The following is a 14052-nucleotide window of genomic DNA, read 5'->3' as shown; positions in this document are numbered from 1 at the left end:
GCTCGAACATTGCCGTATCAGGGTCGCATACCGGCGAGGTGCCGCCAATCCCTCTGAAAGACAACGCCTTACCGTACTGAACGGTCTTGTCCGGTCGATTCGCGAGGGGGTGATTATGAATGGGATTGCATCATCGTGCATAATCATTTGCATGACGGCGCGGGCCGGCTGAAGTGGGTCCCGATGCGCCGGGCCTGGGCTGCGCTCACCGCTCGCCGACACGGGCACCATAATGCTGAGACACGAACAGAACCGAGGAGCACACAGACATGTCCGATCGCGTCGTACTCGCCTACTCCGGTGGGCTTGACACCTCCGTCGCCATCAGCTGGATCGGCAAGGAGACCGGCGCCGAGGTGGTGGCCGTCGCCATCGACCTGGGCCAGGGCGGCGAGGACATGAATGTGGTGCGTCAGCGCGCGCTGGACTGCGGCGCTGTCGAGGCGATCGTGGTCGATGCCCGCGACGAGTTCGCCGACGAATACTGCCTGCCCACCATCCAGGCCAACGCGATGTACATGGGTCAGTACCCGTTGGTCTCCGCCATCAGCCGCCCGCTGATCGTGAAGCATCTGGTGGAGGCCGCCAAGTTCCACGGCGCCAGCACTGTCGCGCATGGCTGCACCGGTAAGGGCAACGACCAGGTCCGCTTCGAGGTCGGCATCGGCGCGCTCGCGCCCGACCTGAATGTGATCGCCCCGGTCCGCGACTACGCCTGGACCCGCGAGAAGGCCATCGCGTTCGCCGAGGAGAACAAGCTCCCGATCAACGTCACCAAGAAGTCGCCGTTCTCCATCGACCAGAACGTGTGGGGCCGCGCGGTCGAGACCGGCTTCCTCGAGGATCTGTGGAACGCCCCGACCAAGGACGTCTACGACTACACCGCCGACCCGACCGTCAACTTCGAGGCGCCCGACGAGCTCATCATCACCTTCGACAAGGGTGTGCCGGTCGCCATCGACGGCCGCCAGGTCAGCGTGCTCGAGGCCATCGTCGAGCTGAACAACCGGGCGGGCCGCCAGGGCGTCGGCCGCCTGGATATGGTCGAGGACCGGCTCGTCGGCATCAAGAGCCGCGAGATCTACGAGGCGCCGGGCGCCATCGCACTGATCACCGCGCACCAGGCGCTGGAGAACGTCACCATCGAGCGCGAGCTGGGTCGCTACAAGCGGCAGGTCGAGCAGCGCTGGGGCGAGCTGGCTTACGACGGCCTGTGGTTCTCCCCGCTCAAGCGCGCGCTGGATGCCTTCGTGCAGGACACCCAGCAGCACGTCACCGGCGACATCCGGATGGTGCTGCACGGCGGCTCGGCCGTCGTCAACGGCCGCCGCTCGGAGCAATCGCTGTACGACTTCAACCTGGCCACCTACGACGAGGGCGACACCTTCGACCAGTCGTTGGCCAAGGGCTTCGTGCAGATCCACGGCCTGTCCTCCAAGGTCGCCGCGCGCCGGGATCTGAACCAGAAGTAAGCGCGGCCGAGCAACGGACACCGGCGGCCGATACCGCCGGTGATCCGAGCCGCGCACGGGGCGGGGCATCCGTGAGCGCAGTCGTCCGGCCGGGCATCTGCGCACCCCGACGGAGGTGCGCGGCGCCCGCCGGTCGTCTCCGGTGCCCGCATCCGGCCGATCCGACTACGGCGGCCATCCGATCGACTGGTTCGATAGATACGGCTGGGCAGTTGACGCCGACCCGGTCGAGGCACTCGTCGGTCGCCCGTGCGAGTGCTCGCGCAGCGCGTGCAGACGGCCGACACGAACCGATGACCGCACCCGACCCAGGAGGAGAACGCACACCATGACATCGAGCGGCGAGCAATCGACTCAGCACGGCACGAACGAGGGTGCGCTCTGGGGTGGTCGTTTCGCGTCCGGGCCCGCGGCCGCCATGGCGGCGCTGAGCAAGTCGACGCACTTCGACTGGGCGCTGGCTCCCTACGACATTCGCGCGTCGAAGGCGCACGCGCGGGTGCTGCACAAGGCCGGACTGCTGTCGGACGCCGACCTGTCCGGAATGCTTGCCGGGCTGGATCGGCTGGCCGCGGATGTGGAGTCGGGTGTGTTCGGCCCGCTCGATTCCGACGAGGACGTACACGGTGCGCTGGAGCGCGGACTCATCGACCGGGTCGGCACCGAACTGGGCGGTCGGCTGCGGGCCGGGCGTTCGCGCAACGACCAGGTCGCGACTCTCTTCCGCATGTGGCTGCGCGACGCGGTGCGCCGGGTCGCCTTCGGCCTGCTCGAGGTGGTCGACGCCCTGGTCGCGCAGGCCGCCGCGCACCCCGACGCGGTGATGCCGGGCAAGACCCACCTGCAGGCCGCGCAGCCGGTGCTGCTGGCGCACCACCTGCTCGCGCATGCGCACCCGCTGCTGCGCGATATCGACCGGTTGCGCGATTTCGACAAGCGCGCGGCGATCTCGCCCTATGGTTCCGGTGCGCTGGCCGGGTCCTCACTCGGACTGGATCCGGAACAGATCGCGGCGGAGCTGGATTTCACTGCCTCGGCGGCGAATTCGATCGACGCCACCTCTTCGCGTGACTTCGCGGCGGAGGCGGCCTTCGTGCTCGCCATGATCGGCGTCGACCTGAGTCGGATGGCCGAAGAGGTCATCATCTGGAGCACACCGGAATTCGGCTACATCACCCTCGCCGACGCCTGGTCCACCGGTTCCTCGATCATGCCGCAGAAGAAGAATCCGGACGTCTCCGAACTCACCCGCGGCAAGGCGGGCCGCCTCATCGGCAACCTCACCGGTTTGCTCGCCACCCTGAAAGCGCAGCCGCTGGCTTACAACCGGGATCTGCAGGAGGACAAGGAGCCCCTGTTCGATTCGGTCGCTCAGCTGGAGCTGCTGCTGCCCGCTATCGCCGGGCTGGTCTCCACCCTTACCTTCCACACCGACCGCATGGCCGAACTCGCCCCCGCCGGTTTCACTTTGGCCACCGATATCGCCGAATGGCTTGTCCGCCAGGGTGTTCCGTTCCGGGTTGCGCACGAGGCGGCGGGCGCCTGCGTCCGCGCCGCCGAAGCCCGCGGCGTCGGACTCGACGAACTCACCGATTCGGAATTCGGGGCCATCGACCCGGCCCTCACCCCGCAGGTCCGCGAGGTGCTCACGGTGCAGGGTTCCATCGCCTCCCGCAACGCCCGCGGTGGCACCGCCGGCGTGCAGGTCGCGGCGCAGCTCGATGAGATCCGCCGGTCGGCGGCCGAACGGCGCGACTGGCTGCGCTGATCAGCCGTTCACCGCACCCACAGTTGCCCGGTATACGGTGCCGCGCGGCCGAGGAGGTCGGCGACCCGTAGCAGCCGGGCGAACGTTGATCCGATGCCGCGGTTGTTCTTGCCCGGCAGCCGCGACCGGCGCATCGCTATTCTGCCGCAATGACCTTCCTGTACCTTGCGTTGGCGATCGTCTCCGAGATCTCGGCAACCATTTCGTTGAAGCTCTCGGACGGGTTCAGCAAGGTGATTCCCTCGATCATCGTGGTGATCGGCTACTGCGCCGCCTTCTTCTTCCTGTCCCAGGCCCTGAAGCGTGGCATGGCCATCGGCGTCGCCTACGGGGTCTGGTCGGCGATCGGCGTGGCCGCGGTCGCCGCCATCGGAGCGCTCTTCCTGGACGAGAAGCTGACACTGGTCCAGGTGGGCGGCATCGCCTTGGTGATTCTCGGTGTGCTCGCGCTGGAGCTCGGTGGGGTGCACTGATCGCGGTCGTGGCGACCCCGTTGCGCCTTGTGCATTTTGATGATTAGGTCCCGGGCCGTACCGGCCCGAACGTACCATCGGGCGATGGACTGGACGTTTGCTCAGCGAGGTCCACGGGGTGCGGACGATGATGTCGGATGATTGCCCGCGCGCCGCGACCGGCGGTGCGGTGGTGCTCGAGGCGGCCGGGCTGGTCAAACGCTACGGTGGCGTCGAGGCGTTGCGGGCGTCAATTTTCAGGTCAGGGCGGGCGAGGTCGTCGCACTGATCGGGGATAACGGTGCGGGCAAATCGACACTGGTGATGCCAGCCCCAAACAGGTCGAGGATCTGAAAGCCGGTACCGTGCAAGCTCTTATCGCCCAGGATCCGGCGGGCATCGGCGCGGCGGGAGTGGACCAAGCCGCCGCGGCACTCGAGGGTAAACCGGTAACCCGCACCATCCGGACCGATATGGTCGCCATCACCCGAGCCGATATGGATGCCAATTCCCGGTACTTCTACAAGCGCAGATGCTGAGCGGTGCCGAGAGTGCGACCCACCGGGGCCGACATCGAGCCTGCGCGCTAATCCTGCACGCGCACTGAGTAACCCGCACCGGTCAATGCCTCGAGTACCTCGTCGCGATGGTCCGGTCCGCGGGTCTCCAAGGTCAGCGATACCTCGACCTCGTCGACCGCCAGCCAGGTCCCGGTGCGCGAATGCGCGACGTCGACCACGCTGGCCCCGGTCTTCCCGACGACCGTGAGCAGACTGCTGAGTCCACCGGGCCGATCCGAAATCGTCACGCGTAGTGCGAGATAGCGCCCTGCCGCACTGAGCCCGTGTCCGATCAAACGGGTCAGCAGCAGCGGGTCGATATTGCCGCCGGACAGGATCGCGCATACCGGCCCGCGTAGATCGAGTTCCTCGGCGGTGCAACTCATCAAGGCGGCGACGGCGGCGGCCCCGGCCGGTTCGACGATCAACTTCGCCCGTTCCAGGCACAGCAGCAATGCCTTCGACAGTGCGTCCTCGTCCACCGTCAAGACGGTGGGCGCATGCGCGGCGACGTGTGCGAACGGCACCGCGCCCGGCAGCCCGACCGCGATGCCGTCGGCCATGGTCGACATCCGCGTCGCACGCACCGGCCTGCCCGCGCTCAGCGATCCGGGCCATGCGGCGGCCTCGGCCGCCTGCACGCCGACCACCCGCACCCGCGGAGCGAGATGACGCAGCGCGATGGCCACGCCCGCCAGCAGGCCGCCCCCGCCGGTCGGCACCAGCACCGTGCCCACCTCGGGCAGCTGCTCCAGGATCTCCAGCGCCACGGTCGCCTGACCGGCCACGATATCGGCGTGGTCGAAGGGATGGATCAGCGTGGCCCCGGTCCGCTCGGCGAACTCCAGTGCCGCGTCCAACGCGTCGTCGATGGTTTCACCGACCTGCTTCACCCGGGCCCCGTAGGCCTTGGTCGCCGCCAGCTTCGGCAGTGACGCGCCGATGGGCATGAATACCGTCGACTCGATGCCCAGCGAGGATGCCGCCCAGGCGACTCCCTGCGCGTGATTGCCCGCGCTCGCCGCGACCACGCCGCGCGCCCCGTCCGACGCCGGCAGATGGGCGATCCGGTTGTAGGCCCCGCGCGGTTTGAACGACCCCGTCCGCTGCAGGTTCTCGCACTTCAACCAGACATCCGTACTCGACAGTTCGGACAGCACCCGCGATGCCACCATCGGGGTCTTCCTCATTACCGGCGCAAGCAGTTCCGCCGCCGCTTCGATCTGCTCCAGCCCGACCAACTCCATGCCGCCATGCTGCCAGCCGAATACCATTCGTCCCACCATTGGTGGTTTGTCACACGAAACGGCAGACGCAGGTCACGACACCTGTTTGGCCAGGTTGTGCGCGAGAGCACCGAGACGAGCCAGGCGGGCATCGCCCAGCGGCGTCAGCTTGCCGCCCAGACGGTTGGTGACGAAGCCGAGCGACATCCCGGTCTCGGGGTCGGCGAAGGCGCCCGAGCCCCCGAGACCGAAATGACCGAAGGCCGAAATCGGTTCCGCTTTGGAGGGTTTCATTGGAACACCGTGGTATCCGAGGCCCCAGGGAATGCGGAAGGCGAGGACGTAATCGGGGGTGAAGACCTGTCGGGTGGTGATCGCCGCGATGGTCTCCGGCCGCAGCAGCTGGTATCCGTCGAGGCTGCCCCCGTTGGCGAGCGCGCCGTACATGCGGGCCAGCGCGCGGGCGGAGAAAACACCGTTCACGCCCGGCATCACCGAATCGTGCAGGCGCGGATCGGATACCAGGTCGGCGAAGCCCGCCGGGGTGGTGTCGGCGGCGGCCGCGAAACGGGTGCGCCCCATCAGTCGGGCACCGCCTTCCCAACTCAGGCCGGCGACCGTAAGGCGGGGAAAGTTGGGGGCGATGCGGTCCCGCTCCGACGCGGGGACTCGGAACCATAGTTCCTCGGCGCCGAGAGGTTCGGAGATCTCGGTGCGGAGCAGCTCGGTGAAGTCGGCGCCGCCGACCCGGCGCACCAGCTCGGCGACCAGGTGCCCGAAGCTGATGCCGTGGTAACCGCTGGTCACCCGGTGCCGGGGATCCGGGGCCGCGGCCGCCAGCGCCGCGGTTACCGCGTGGTCGTCGAGGAAGCGTTCGGCCGGTCCGGGCAGTAGCCCGCGCAGCCGGTGCAACCCGGCCCGGTGCGTGAGCATTTCGCGGACGGTGATGCGGTCCTTACCCGCGACCGCGAACTCCGGCCAGTACTCGGCGACGGGCGCGTCGTAGTCGAGCAGTCCGCGGTCGGCGAACCGGTGCAGCAGCGTCGAGGCCACACCTTTGCCGGTCGAGTAGGCCATGGCGACGGTGTCGTGCTGCCAGAGTTCGCCGGGGCGGGCGTATCCGGCCCAGACATCCACGATCGGCTCACCGTGCAGGTATACCGTGAGCGCGCCGCCGCCGTCGTCGGGACGCCGGAAGAGCCGGTCGAATTCGGCGACCAGACTCACGAAGCGCCGGTCCACGGTTTGTGCTGTCGGAATAGTGGTCATCGTTGATACTCGCCTTCCGTCTGGTACAGCGTAAGGGGTCCATTCGGCGACACCTCACCGGCCGCGTCGCGTGACAGTGCGTTTTCCTGAGCGTCACATCCGGGACCGAAATCGCAACACCGCTGCCCTACCGTGGTCGTCATGCCTCCACGGAGACGCTCGGCCCTGCTCGCGAGGTTGGTTGTCGACGAACCGGGCAGGCCACAGGTGATTCTCGGCGAATTGCGCCGGCTGATTGTCGACGGAGCCGTGCCGCCCAGCACGGTGATCCCGCTGCGCGAGGTGGCCGAATTATTCGGTGTCAGCCACATTCCCGTGCGCGAGGCGTTGAAAACCCTGATGGGGGAGGGGCTTGTCATCCACCAGCCGTCCGGCGGCTACATCGTCGCCCAGCTGACGGCCGACGAACTGCGCGAAATGTATGTCGTGCGGCAAACTTTGGAGACCGCGTCGCTGGCGGCCGCGACCCTGAACGCGACCGATGCCGATCGTGCGGAGCTGCTGGAGGTCAATGCCCTGCTGGAGCAGGCGATCCGGGACGATGACCCGGCCGCTTACCACCGCCGGTCCCGCCAGTTCCACGTGGCGCTGACGCGGCCCTCGCGCATGTTCCGGCTGCTGCACATGCTGGAGTCGACGTGGAATGTGACGGAGCCGGTGCAGTCGATGGTGCATATCTGCCGCGCCGATCGGGTGCGCCTCCATACCGACCACGCGCTGATGCTGGAAGCCTTCCTGTCCCGCGATGTGGATCGGTTGGTGCTCCTCGCCGAGCGGCATCACCGCAGGCTGGAGACGGTTATCGCAACCCTGCCGACCGACACCGGGCCGCTGGCCCCCACGGAAGATATTTCTCGTGCGATAGCCGGGCAATAACCGCACCGGCGATTTCGGCGTCCGCGCCGCTATGCCGCGACGGCCGTGGTCAGCTCCTCCAGCGCGGCGTCGGGGTCGGCCACATCGACGACGATGCGTGTGTAGCCGGGCCCGGCCAGGTCGATCCGGATGGCGCGACCGCCGAATCGGGTGTCCCAGAATTCCTTTCGATGCCGGCCGCGGTACGTTCCGGCGGCGATGACACCGGGGAAGAAGGTGCCGGGAGCGCGCACCCACGGCGGGCGCAGATCGACCTCGGCGATGGCGATCTCGGTGATGTCGGCGACGTCGACGGTCACCTGCTCCCGCAGTGCCAGTAGGCGGTCCATGCCGAGCACATTCACCGTCACCTTGTCGTCTGTGACTTCGACCTCGACCATGGCGCACCTCACAAGCATTCGAAACTCAGTACTCCAGCAGCATGGCCGCCACGCCTGGTGTGAGGCTTAGGCGTTCCTGTGATTTCGCCAAGGTTCTGCGCGGCGGTGGCGCCGTGACGTGCGGTTCCATCCCCGTGGAGGCCAGGATTGCGGCATCGAATACACATGTGAATACGTAGATATGCGCATTGAGACATGTAATTCCCTCAGGATTTGCCGCTTCCCTCACCCGCGCACACCGGAACAAAAGCACAAGGAGGATCGCCCCGGGCCCGACCACGAATCGGCCGGGCCGGTGGCATTACCTTTCGCTGTGCGGATACGCCTCGTCGGCGATTTCCAGGACGGCCCCGAGCCAGGGGGAGTAACTGGCGGGATCGGCGGAGAGCGCCGCGCGGAGCGCTTCCGGTTGTACCCACGCGAAGTCGGCGACTTCGGCGGGATCCGGACGCGGTTCCTCCCCGTCCAGCTGTCCGACGAGTACGTGGTCCCATTCGTGTTCGACCCGTCCGGTCCGCGAATCCTCGGCCTGATACCGGAACACACCGACCTCGAAGAGTTCGGTGGCCAGCCCCAGCTCCTCGGCCAGCCGCGCCGCCGCCGCCGTCGTCACCGATTCCCCGGGTGCGGGATGCCCGCAACACGTATTGGCCCAGAGCAGCGGGAACCTGGTCTTCACCGCCGCCCGCTGTTGCAGCAGCACCCGGCCGTACTGGTCGAACAGCAACACCGAGAACGCGCGGTGCAGCAGTCCTGGCGCGCGATGCGCCTCCGACACCGGGCACGCACCGATCGCGTGGCCTGCCTCGTCCACGAGCTCGACGGGCAGGGCCTCGCGATCGGTGAGCGGGTCGGCCAGGGTGTCGGTCACCGCCCCACCTTATCGGCGGCGATGAGCAGGTACTGGAAGCTGCCCTCCCGGTAGGCGGTGAGGAAGGGCTTCTCCACGCCGGTCGCGAGCTCGGATTTGGTGCGCAGCTCCCAGTACGGGATGGTGGCCGCGGTGAGGTCCACCACATTGACCGGCACCAGATTGTTCTGGGCCATGGCACGGAAGTACTCGCTGCGCGGATGGATCATGCAGCCGTAATGGGCGTCGATCCAGCTCACCGAGGACGAACGGCCGCCGGTGACATCGTTGGAGCAGCCGGTGATGCAGACGTAGCGTCCGCCCGGCTCCAGCAACCGCGAGAATTCCCCGAACAGGTCGAAAAGGTCCACGTACATCGTGGTCTCGTTGGTCCAGATACCACGCATGGACCCGGTATCGAAGGCTGTGTCGAGCATATTCCGGAAGTGGAAGCGCACCTTGTCCGCGACGCCGCGATGCCGGGCCTGCTCGTTGGCGAAGCCCACCTGGTATTCGGAGATGGTGACGCCATCGACCTGGCAGCCGAAGCGCTGATTGGCCATGAAACTGGTGCCGCCGCGGCCGGATCCGCCGTCCATCAGGTGGTCACCGGGCCGGACGTCACCGAGGTGGTCGAGCAGCAGGTCGGCCTGCGCGGTTTCCAGCCGATGCAGTTCCTCCACGATGCGACCCTGTCGGGTGTCCTCCGGACCCTCGAGGACCGACAGATCCGGATCGCCGATCCCGTAGTGGTGGTGGTAGAGGCCGTCCACCTCACCGAGTTTGGTGTTGACCCGATCGTCATTGGGGTTGTTGTTCCAGTACTCCGCAACGGATTTCTGATAGCTGGTGCGCAGTACGGTGCCGGTCTCCGGGTTGAGCATGGTCATTCGAGATCACCCTCCTCGTTGCGGTACTGACTAATCGGAATCGTTGTAGCGCTTGCTATCTGCGTGCCAGGCACGGTTGCCGCCCATCCACGACCACAGCCCGATCAGAAATCGGCGGAGTTCGGCCGAGCCGGTCGCGGCGAGCGGCCCGGCCTCCCGTTCGAACCGATGGACCAGTTCGTCGTGGATGGCGGCGGTGCGCACGACCGCCTCCCGACGGGAACAGTTCTCCTCGGCGGCGAGCACCGTCGGGAGGTTGAACTCCACGTGGTCGGCCTCGTCCTCGCGGGCCATCGAGTACAGGTCGTTGACCATCTGGCTGGCGAGGGCGGCGGTGGTGACCACCCGGCGCACCCGGGGATCGGTGTACTCGGCGGCGTTGAGCTCATAGCCGCCGACCGCGTCGATCGGCGCCATACACGGCAGGAAGCTGTGCGGCTGGCGGTTGGTCAAGTACTCCCAGACCGGTGGCATCCGGCCCGCCACCCGCCAGCCCGCCTCGGCGCTCAATGCGATGAACCAGCCCGCGATTTCGGTGCGCAGACGAGCCAGCTGCGCCGGGGTCGCGTAACGGGACAGGTGATCGAACGAGGTACGGAACGCACGCAGGATCGGATCGGCTCGCATCGCCGCCTCCAGCTGCGGTGTGTACTGCTCCGGCAGATGGACGGGATCTATCGCGGCGGCGGCGAGTTCGAGCCGCGGCCCGAGTTCGGCGGTGGCGCTGGACGGCGACCCGTCCGGGGCGCGTTCATCGGCTCCTTCCTCGCAGTAGTAGTCGTCGACCGACCATTCCGACACCGCGCACTTGGCGGCAGCCAGCAATCGGTCCGCGTCATCGCAGTCCGGATGGGCGAGCATGATCAGCCGGCCGAAGTCGGCGTCCCGCAGCTCGTCCAAACGGCCCTCGTACAATCCGATCTCGCGGGCCCAGCCGATCAGGCCCTCGTTGACCTCCGCCGCCAGGACCGGGTCGTCGCGCAGCGGCGGCGGGCAATACAGCGGCGGAATCGGTGTGGCGGCGGTCCCGCCGCCGTCCTGGATAGGTGCCATCCGCTGGCTCGACCCGACCGAGATCGGTGTTCCTGGGCCGCGAATGATCGCCGAGGCCGAACCCAACCCGGTAGGACCGGAGGGGATTCGTGCCGCGGGTAACCCCGCCGGACCGGCCCCCTGCGCCGATCCGACGGGTGTCTCGGGCGAGCCTGCGGGTGTGGGAGTTGTAATGGACCGTGTGTGATTGTCGTGAGCTGTTTGATTGTCCGTTGTTCCTATCGAAACCGACTGTGCTTGCGCCGCAACGGGTTCGGGTGCCCCCGATGCGGTTTCGGCGGGCTCCGGGAGAGCGACCGCCACCGGCGGGTCGGGCAGCCGCAGTGCGGCGGCGCCGAGCCCGCGCGGGCCTAGTAAGCGCGTGACCGCGGGCATGACCTGCTCCGCGCGGGCCGCCTCGTCCCCCGGCTCAGCGGAGGACGACGCGGCGGCGAAGAGGTCAGCGGGCGCGCTGGTGTCGAGAACGGTCAGTAGCGCGGCGATCGCGGCCGCCGCATCGTGCGTGGCGGCGGGGGCCGCGGCGCGTGAGAGCACCGACATCGCTGATCTCCCGGTCTAGTCGGCCTGCCGGGCGACCAGGACGTTGTCGAGAATGCCCAGCGCGTCCGGTACCAGTACCGCGGCGGAGTAGTAGCAGCTGACGAGGTAGGAGATGATCGACTGGTCGTCGATGCCCTTGAAGCGCACGTTCAGGCTCGGCTCGTATTCGTCGGGAATGCCGGTCTGATGCAGTCCGATAACGCCCTGATCCTTTTCGCCGGTACGCATCGCGAGGATCGAGGTGGTCTGGGTACCACTGATCGGAATCTTGCCGCAGGGAAAGATCGGCACCCCGCGCCACGCGGGTACCCGGTGGCCGTCGATCTCGACCGGATCCGGATACAGCCCGCGCTTGCTGCATTCGCGACCGAAGGCGGCGATCGCTTTCGGATGCGCCAGAAAGAGTTTGGTGCTGCGCCGCATGCTGAGCAGCTCGTCCATATCATCCGGGGTGGGCGGGCCGGACTCGGTGTAGATCCGCTGCTTGAGATCGCAATTATGCAAAAGCCCGAAATCGGTATTGTTCACCAAGTCGTGCTCGCGACGCTCGTAGAGCGCTTCGACGGTGAGCCGCAACTGCTGCTCCACCTGATTCATCGGGTCGTTGAACAAGTCCGCGACGCGGGAGTGCACCCGCAGCACACTCTGCGCCAGGCTGAGCTCGTACTCCCGCGGCGAAGCGTCGTAGTCGACGAAGGTGCCTTCCAGCAGGGGTTCGCCCTCGTGACCCGAGGCGATGAGGATATTGGCCTCGCCCTTGGCATTCTGCGGCCGGACCGGTGCGGCGGCGACTCTGGACAATTGCTCACGCAATGCCGGTGTGAGTTCCAGCAATTCATCGAGCGATTGCCGGGGCAAAACCAGCATGGTCGTCTTGGTAACCGTTTTGATGGTGACCGGCCAGATCGCGGACGGATCGGTGAGGGTTGCATCGCCATAGAATTCGCCGCCGCCGAGCATTCCGAGTTTCGTGTGCTCGCCGAATTCTCCGGAGCCGATCTTGCTCAACTTTCCGTGCACGATGAGCATGACCTGATTCATCGGGTTGCCGAATTCGGCAACCACCGTGCCGGGTTCCAGATCGCGCTGTTCGAAGCGCTGCGCGAGCGCACTCAACACTTCCTCGTCGTCGAAGTCCCGCAACTGCGGAAGTTCTTGCAATTCCAATGGAATTACGCGGGCTTGGGAGCCGTCGACGATGAATTCGACTTCACCGTTACCGACGGTATGGGTCAGGCGCCGGTTCACCCGGTATACGCCGCCGTTGACCTGCGTCCAGGGCAGCATACGGGTCAACCAGCGGGAACTGATGCCCTGCATCTGCGGTTCGGACTTGGTGGTGGTGGCGAGCTGGTGCGCGGCGCCGGTGCTGAGGCTCTTGCGAGCGTTGTTTTCCGTTTGGAGTGGCATTTCGATGGTCATGCGTGGTCCTCACCTAGTGGTGGTCACCGAGACGGAAGGAAAAGCAAAACGACTGGTTTGCTGACGACAGCGGTTACCGAGGGGGGCACTGCAATTGAGGATCGATGCTGCTTCGGAATGGAGGGTGGCACAGACGGAGCGGTCCGTTTTCCGTTTGCGGTGCGAGCGAATTGACTTACGCAACACTGCGTTCCGGACCGGATCGATGGTAGGCCGCAGAGCCGCTGTGGCGCAGCTGAATTCGAATAATCCCAAGATCGGATTCGGATGGTCACGACATGCGTTCGATCGAGGTAACGGCGGGTAACGTCCTGGGATGAATGCCGGATTCGCGGACGGATGTCTGCCTGGTAGCTATCTTGGATTTCCATGTTCACCTGGATCCATGGGCTGCCCACCTGGCTGGACTTCATCATCATCACGGGCACCGCGGTGCTGATCGCCTGTGCGGGAATCTGGTTCGCGCATCCCTACGTGCTGAAGGTCTTCGGGCCGGAGCCGGGGAAGAACGACACCGTCACAATGGTGCTCACCGTCGGTGGCGTCTTCTACGGTCTGCTACTGGGTTTGATCGCGGCCGCCACATACCAAACCGCCGATATGGCACAGGGTCTCGTCGCCGACGAGGCCGCCGCGGTCGGCACGCTGTACCGAGAGGTGAGCGCCTATCCGGAACCGCAACGGTCCGTGCTGCAGCAGGATCTCATCGCGTACACCGACAACATGCTCAACGTCTGTTTCCCCGCGCTGCGTGAGGGTGAGGAGCCGATGGGCGGTACCGCATTGGTCAACAGGTTCCAGGGGCATCTGCTCGACTTCGAGCCGCGGACCAAATCCGAGGAGATCGTTCATGCGGCGACCATCGACCAGTTCGCGCGCTTCGATCAGGACCGCCGACATCGGATCAACGCCACCGCCGGCGGGATACCCGACGTGTTGTGGGGCGTCATTCTCGTCGGCGGGCTCATCAATCTGGTGTTGCTGTGTCTGTTCAGCCTGAGTCGCGGGGCGCATTTGTTGCTCGGCGGGCTGTTCGCCTTCTTCCTCGGCGCGATGATCTTTCTGATCGCCGCGCTGGACTACCCGTTCCGGGGTGATCTGACCGTCAGTCCGGAGCCGTTCGAAAGTATGTACGTGAACGTGATGGGTCGGCAGTGACTCCATGCGGGGCGCCGACGGCGCGGCTCGGCCGGCGCGACCGGCCGCCCCGCTATCCCGCGGTCACAGCGAAGACCTATCGGTGCATGGATCCGGTCACACCGGACACATAATGGACACACGATGTGGGAAGCTC

At 66.5% G+C, this 14052-nt stretch carries 13 protein-coding genes and 1 pseudogene; 7 read left to right on the top strand and 7 right to left on the bottom strand.

What is annotated here, in order from left to right:
* Nucleotides 1-269 precede the first annotated feature (269 nt).
* From AB0H61_RS17725 to AB0H61_RS17705, 5 genes and pseudogenes are all read left to right on the top strand, one after another.
* Entirely contained in the window at nucleotides 270-1472 is a 1203-nt protein-coding gene (locus tag AB0H61_RS17725) for an argininosuccinate synthase (protein WP_357305326.1), read from the top strand.
* Between the two features lie 328 nt (nucleotides 1473-1800).
* A complete protein-coding gene (gene argH / locus AB0H61_RS17720) occupies nucleotides 1801-3240 on the top strand; it encodes an argininosuccinate lyase (protein WP_357305323.1) in 1440 nt (479 codons plus the stop codon).
* A 149-nt stretch (nucleotides 3241-3389) separates the two neighbouring features.
* Nucleotides 3390-3713, top strand: a complete 324-nt coding sequence (locus AB0H61_RS17715; RefSeq protein ID WP_357305321.1) for a multidrug efflux SMR transporter — start codon at nucleotides 3390-3392, stop codon at nucleotides 3711-3713.
* A 130-nt stretch (nucleotides 3714-3843) separates the two neighbouring features.
* Nucleotides 3844-4016: pseudogene (locus tag AB0H61_RS17710) on the top strand (ATP-binding cassette domain-containing protein); the annotation flags it as partial.
* 41 nt (nucleotides 4017-4057) lie between these two features.
* A complete protein-coding gene (locus AB0H61_RS17705; protein ID WP_357305318.1) occupies nucleotides 4058-4231 on the top strand; it encodes a hypothetical protein in 174 nt (57 codons plus the stop codon).
* Nucleotides 4232-4278: 47 nt separating this feature from the next.
* On the opposite strand, the gene ilvA is transcribed toward AB0H61_RS17705, so the two are convergent.
* On the bottom strand, nucleotides 4279-5499 hold the full coding sequence (gene ilvA, locus AB0H61_RS17700; RefSeq protein ID WP_357305863.1) for a threonine ammonia-lyase: 1221 nt from the start codon (nucleotides 5497-5499) through the stop codon (nucleotides 4279-4281).
* A 72-nt stretch (nucleotides 5500-5571) separates the two neighbouring features.
* Nucleotides 5572-6747 carry a serine hydrolase domain-containing protein gene (locus AB0H61_RS17695; protein WP_357305316.1) on the bottom strand — a complete coding sequence of 392 codons (1176 nt, stop codon included), beginning with the start codon at nucleotides 6745-6747 and terminating at the stop codon, nucleotides 5572-5574.
* A 141-nt stretch (nucleotides 6748-6888) separates the two neighbouring features.
* Here AB0H61_RS17695 and AB0H61_RS17690 point away from each other — a divergent pair, with 141 nt between their 5' ends.
* Nucleotides 6889-7623 (top strand): GntR family transcriptional regulator, encoded by a 735-nt coding sequence (locus AB0H61_RS17690; protein WP_357305313.1) that lies wholly within the window; start codon nucleotides 6889-6891, stop codon nucleotides 7621-7623.
* A 29-nt stretch (nucleotides 7624-7652) separates the two neighbouring features.
* Here AB0H61_RS17690 and AB0H61_RS17685 read toward each other — a convergent pair whose 3' ends face one another.
* The 5 genes from AB0H61_RS17685 to AB0H61_RS17665 form a co-directional block, all read right to left on the bottom strand.
* A complete protein-coding gene (locus AB0H61_RS17685) occupies nucleotides 7653-8003 on the bottom strand; it encodes a hypothetical protein (RefSeq protein WP_357305310.1) in 351 nt (116 codons plus the stop codon).
* A 301-nt stretch (nucleotides 8004-8304) separates the two neighbouring features.
* The gene (gene idi, locus AB0H61_RS17680; RefSeq protein WP_357305308.1) at nucleotides 8305-8874 is read right to left on the bottom strand and encodes an isopentenyl-diphosphate Delta-isomerase; all 570 of its coding nucleotides are present in this window, start codon (nucleotides 8872-8874) and stop codon (nucleotides 8305-8307) included.
* Nucleotides 8871-9743: a geranyl diphosphate 2-C-methyltransferase gene (locus AB0H61_RS17675; protein ID WP_357305305.1), complete on the bottom strand. Its 873-nt coding sequence runs from the start codon at nucleotides 9741-9743 to the stop codon at nucleotides 8871-8873. The genes idi and AB0H61_RS17675 overlap by 4 nt, the downstream gene beginning before the upstream one ends.
* A gap of 30 nt (nucleotides 9744-9773) precedes the next feature.
* Nucleotides 9774-11336 (bottom strand): family 2 encapsulin nanocompartment cargo protein terpene cyclase, encoded by a 1563-nt coding sequence (locus AB0H61_RS17670; protein ID WP_357305302.1) that lies wholly within the window; start codon nucleotides 11334-11336, stop codon nucleotides 9774-9776.
* Nucleotides 11337-11351: 15 nt separating this feature from the next.
* A complete protein-coding gene (locus tag AB0H61_RS17665; protein WP_357305300.1) occupies nucleotides 11352-12758 on the bottom strand; it encodes a family 2B encapsulin nanocompartment shell protein in 1407 nt (468 codons plus the stop codon).
* 369 nt (nucleotides 12759-13127) lie between these two features.
* Here AB0H61_RS17665 and AB0H61_RS17660 point away from each other — a divergent pair, with 369 nt between their 5' ends.
* Nucleotides 13128-13916 (top strand): hypothetical protein, encoded by a 789-nt coding sequence (locus AB0H61_RS17660; RefSeq protein ID WP_357305297.1) that lies wholly within the window; start codon nucleotides 13128-13130, stop codon nucleotides 13914-13916.
* Nucleotides 13917-14052 lie beyond the last annotated feature (136 nt).

The sequence above is a fragment of the Nocardia sp. NPDC050710 genome, from assembly GCF_040654375.1.
In the GTDB taxonomy this organism is placed as follows: Bacteria; Actinomycetota; Actinomycetes; order Mycobacteriales; family Mycobacteriaceae; genus Nocardia.
This window is presented reverse-complemented; position numbering and strand designations above follow the sequence as displayed.

Bases quoted from the DNA above. Each gene is read 5' to 3' on its own strand.
- AB0H61_RS17690 (WP_357305313.1), top strand. From the start codon at position 6,889: ATGCCTCCACGGAGACGCTCGGCCCTGCTCGCGAGGTTGGTTGTCGAC.
- AB0H61_RS17670 (WP_357305302.1), bottom strand. From the start codon at position 11,336: ATGTCGGTGCTCTCACGCGCCGCGGCCCCCGCCGCCACGCACGATGCG.
- AB0H61_RS17675 (WP_357305305.1), bottom strand. From the start codon at position 9,743: ATGACCATGCTCAACCCGGAGACCGGCACCGTACTGCGCACCAGCTAT.
- ilvA (WP_357305863.1), bottom strand. From the start codon at position 5,499: ATGGAGTTGGTCGGGCTGGAGCAGATCGAAGCGGCGGCGGAACTGCTT.
- AB0H61_RS17695 (WP_357305316.1), bottom strand. From the start codon at position 6,747: ATGACCACTATTCCGACAGCACAAACCGTGGACCGGCGCTTCGTGAGT.
- argH (WP_357305323.1), top strand. From the start codon at position 1,801: ATGACATCGAGCGGCGAGCAATCGACTCAGCACGGCACGAACGAGGGT.
- AB0H61_RS17725 (WP_357305326.1), top strand. From the start codon at position 270: ATGTCCGATCGCGTCGTACTCGCCTACTCCGGTGGGCTTGACACCTCC.
- AB0H61_RS17660 (WP_357305297.1), top strand. From the start codon at position 13,128: ATGTTCACCTGGATCCATGGGCTGCCCACCTGGCTGGACTTCATCATC.
- AB0H61_RS17715 (WP_357305321.1), top strand. From the start codon at position 3,390: ATGACCTTCCTGTACCTTGCGTTGGCGATCGTCTCCGAGATCTCGGCA.
- AB0H61_RS17665 (WP_357305300.1), bottom strand. From the start codon at position 12,758: ATGACCATCGAAATGCCACTCCAAACGGAAAACAACGCTCGCAAGAGC.
- AB0H61_RS17685 (WP_357305310.1), bottom strand. From the start codon at position 8,003: ATGGTCGAGGTCGAAGTCACAGACGACAAGGTGACGGTGAATGTGCTC.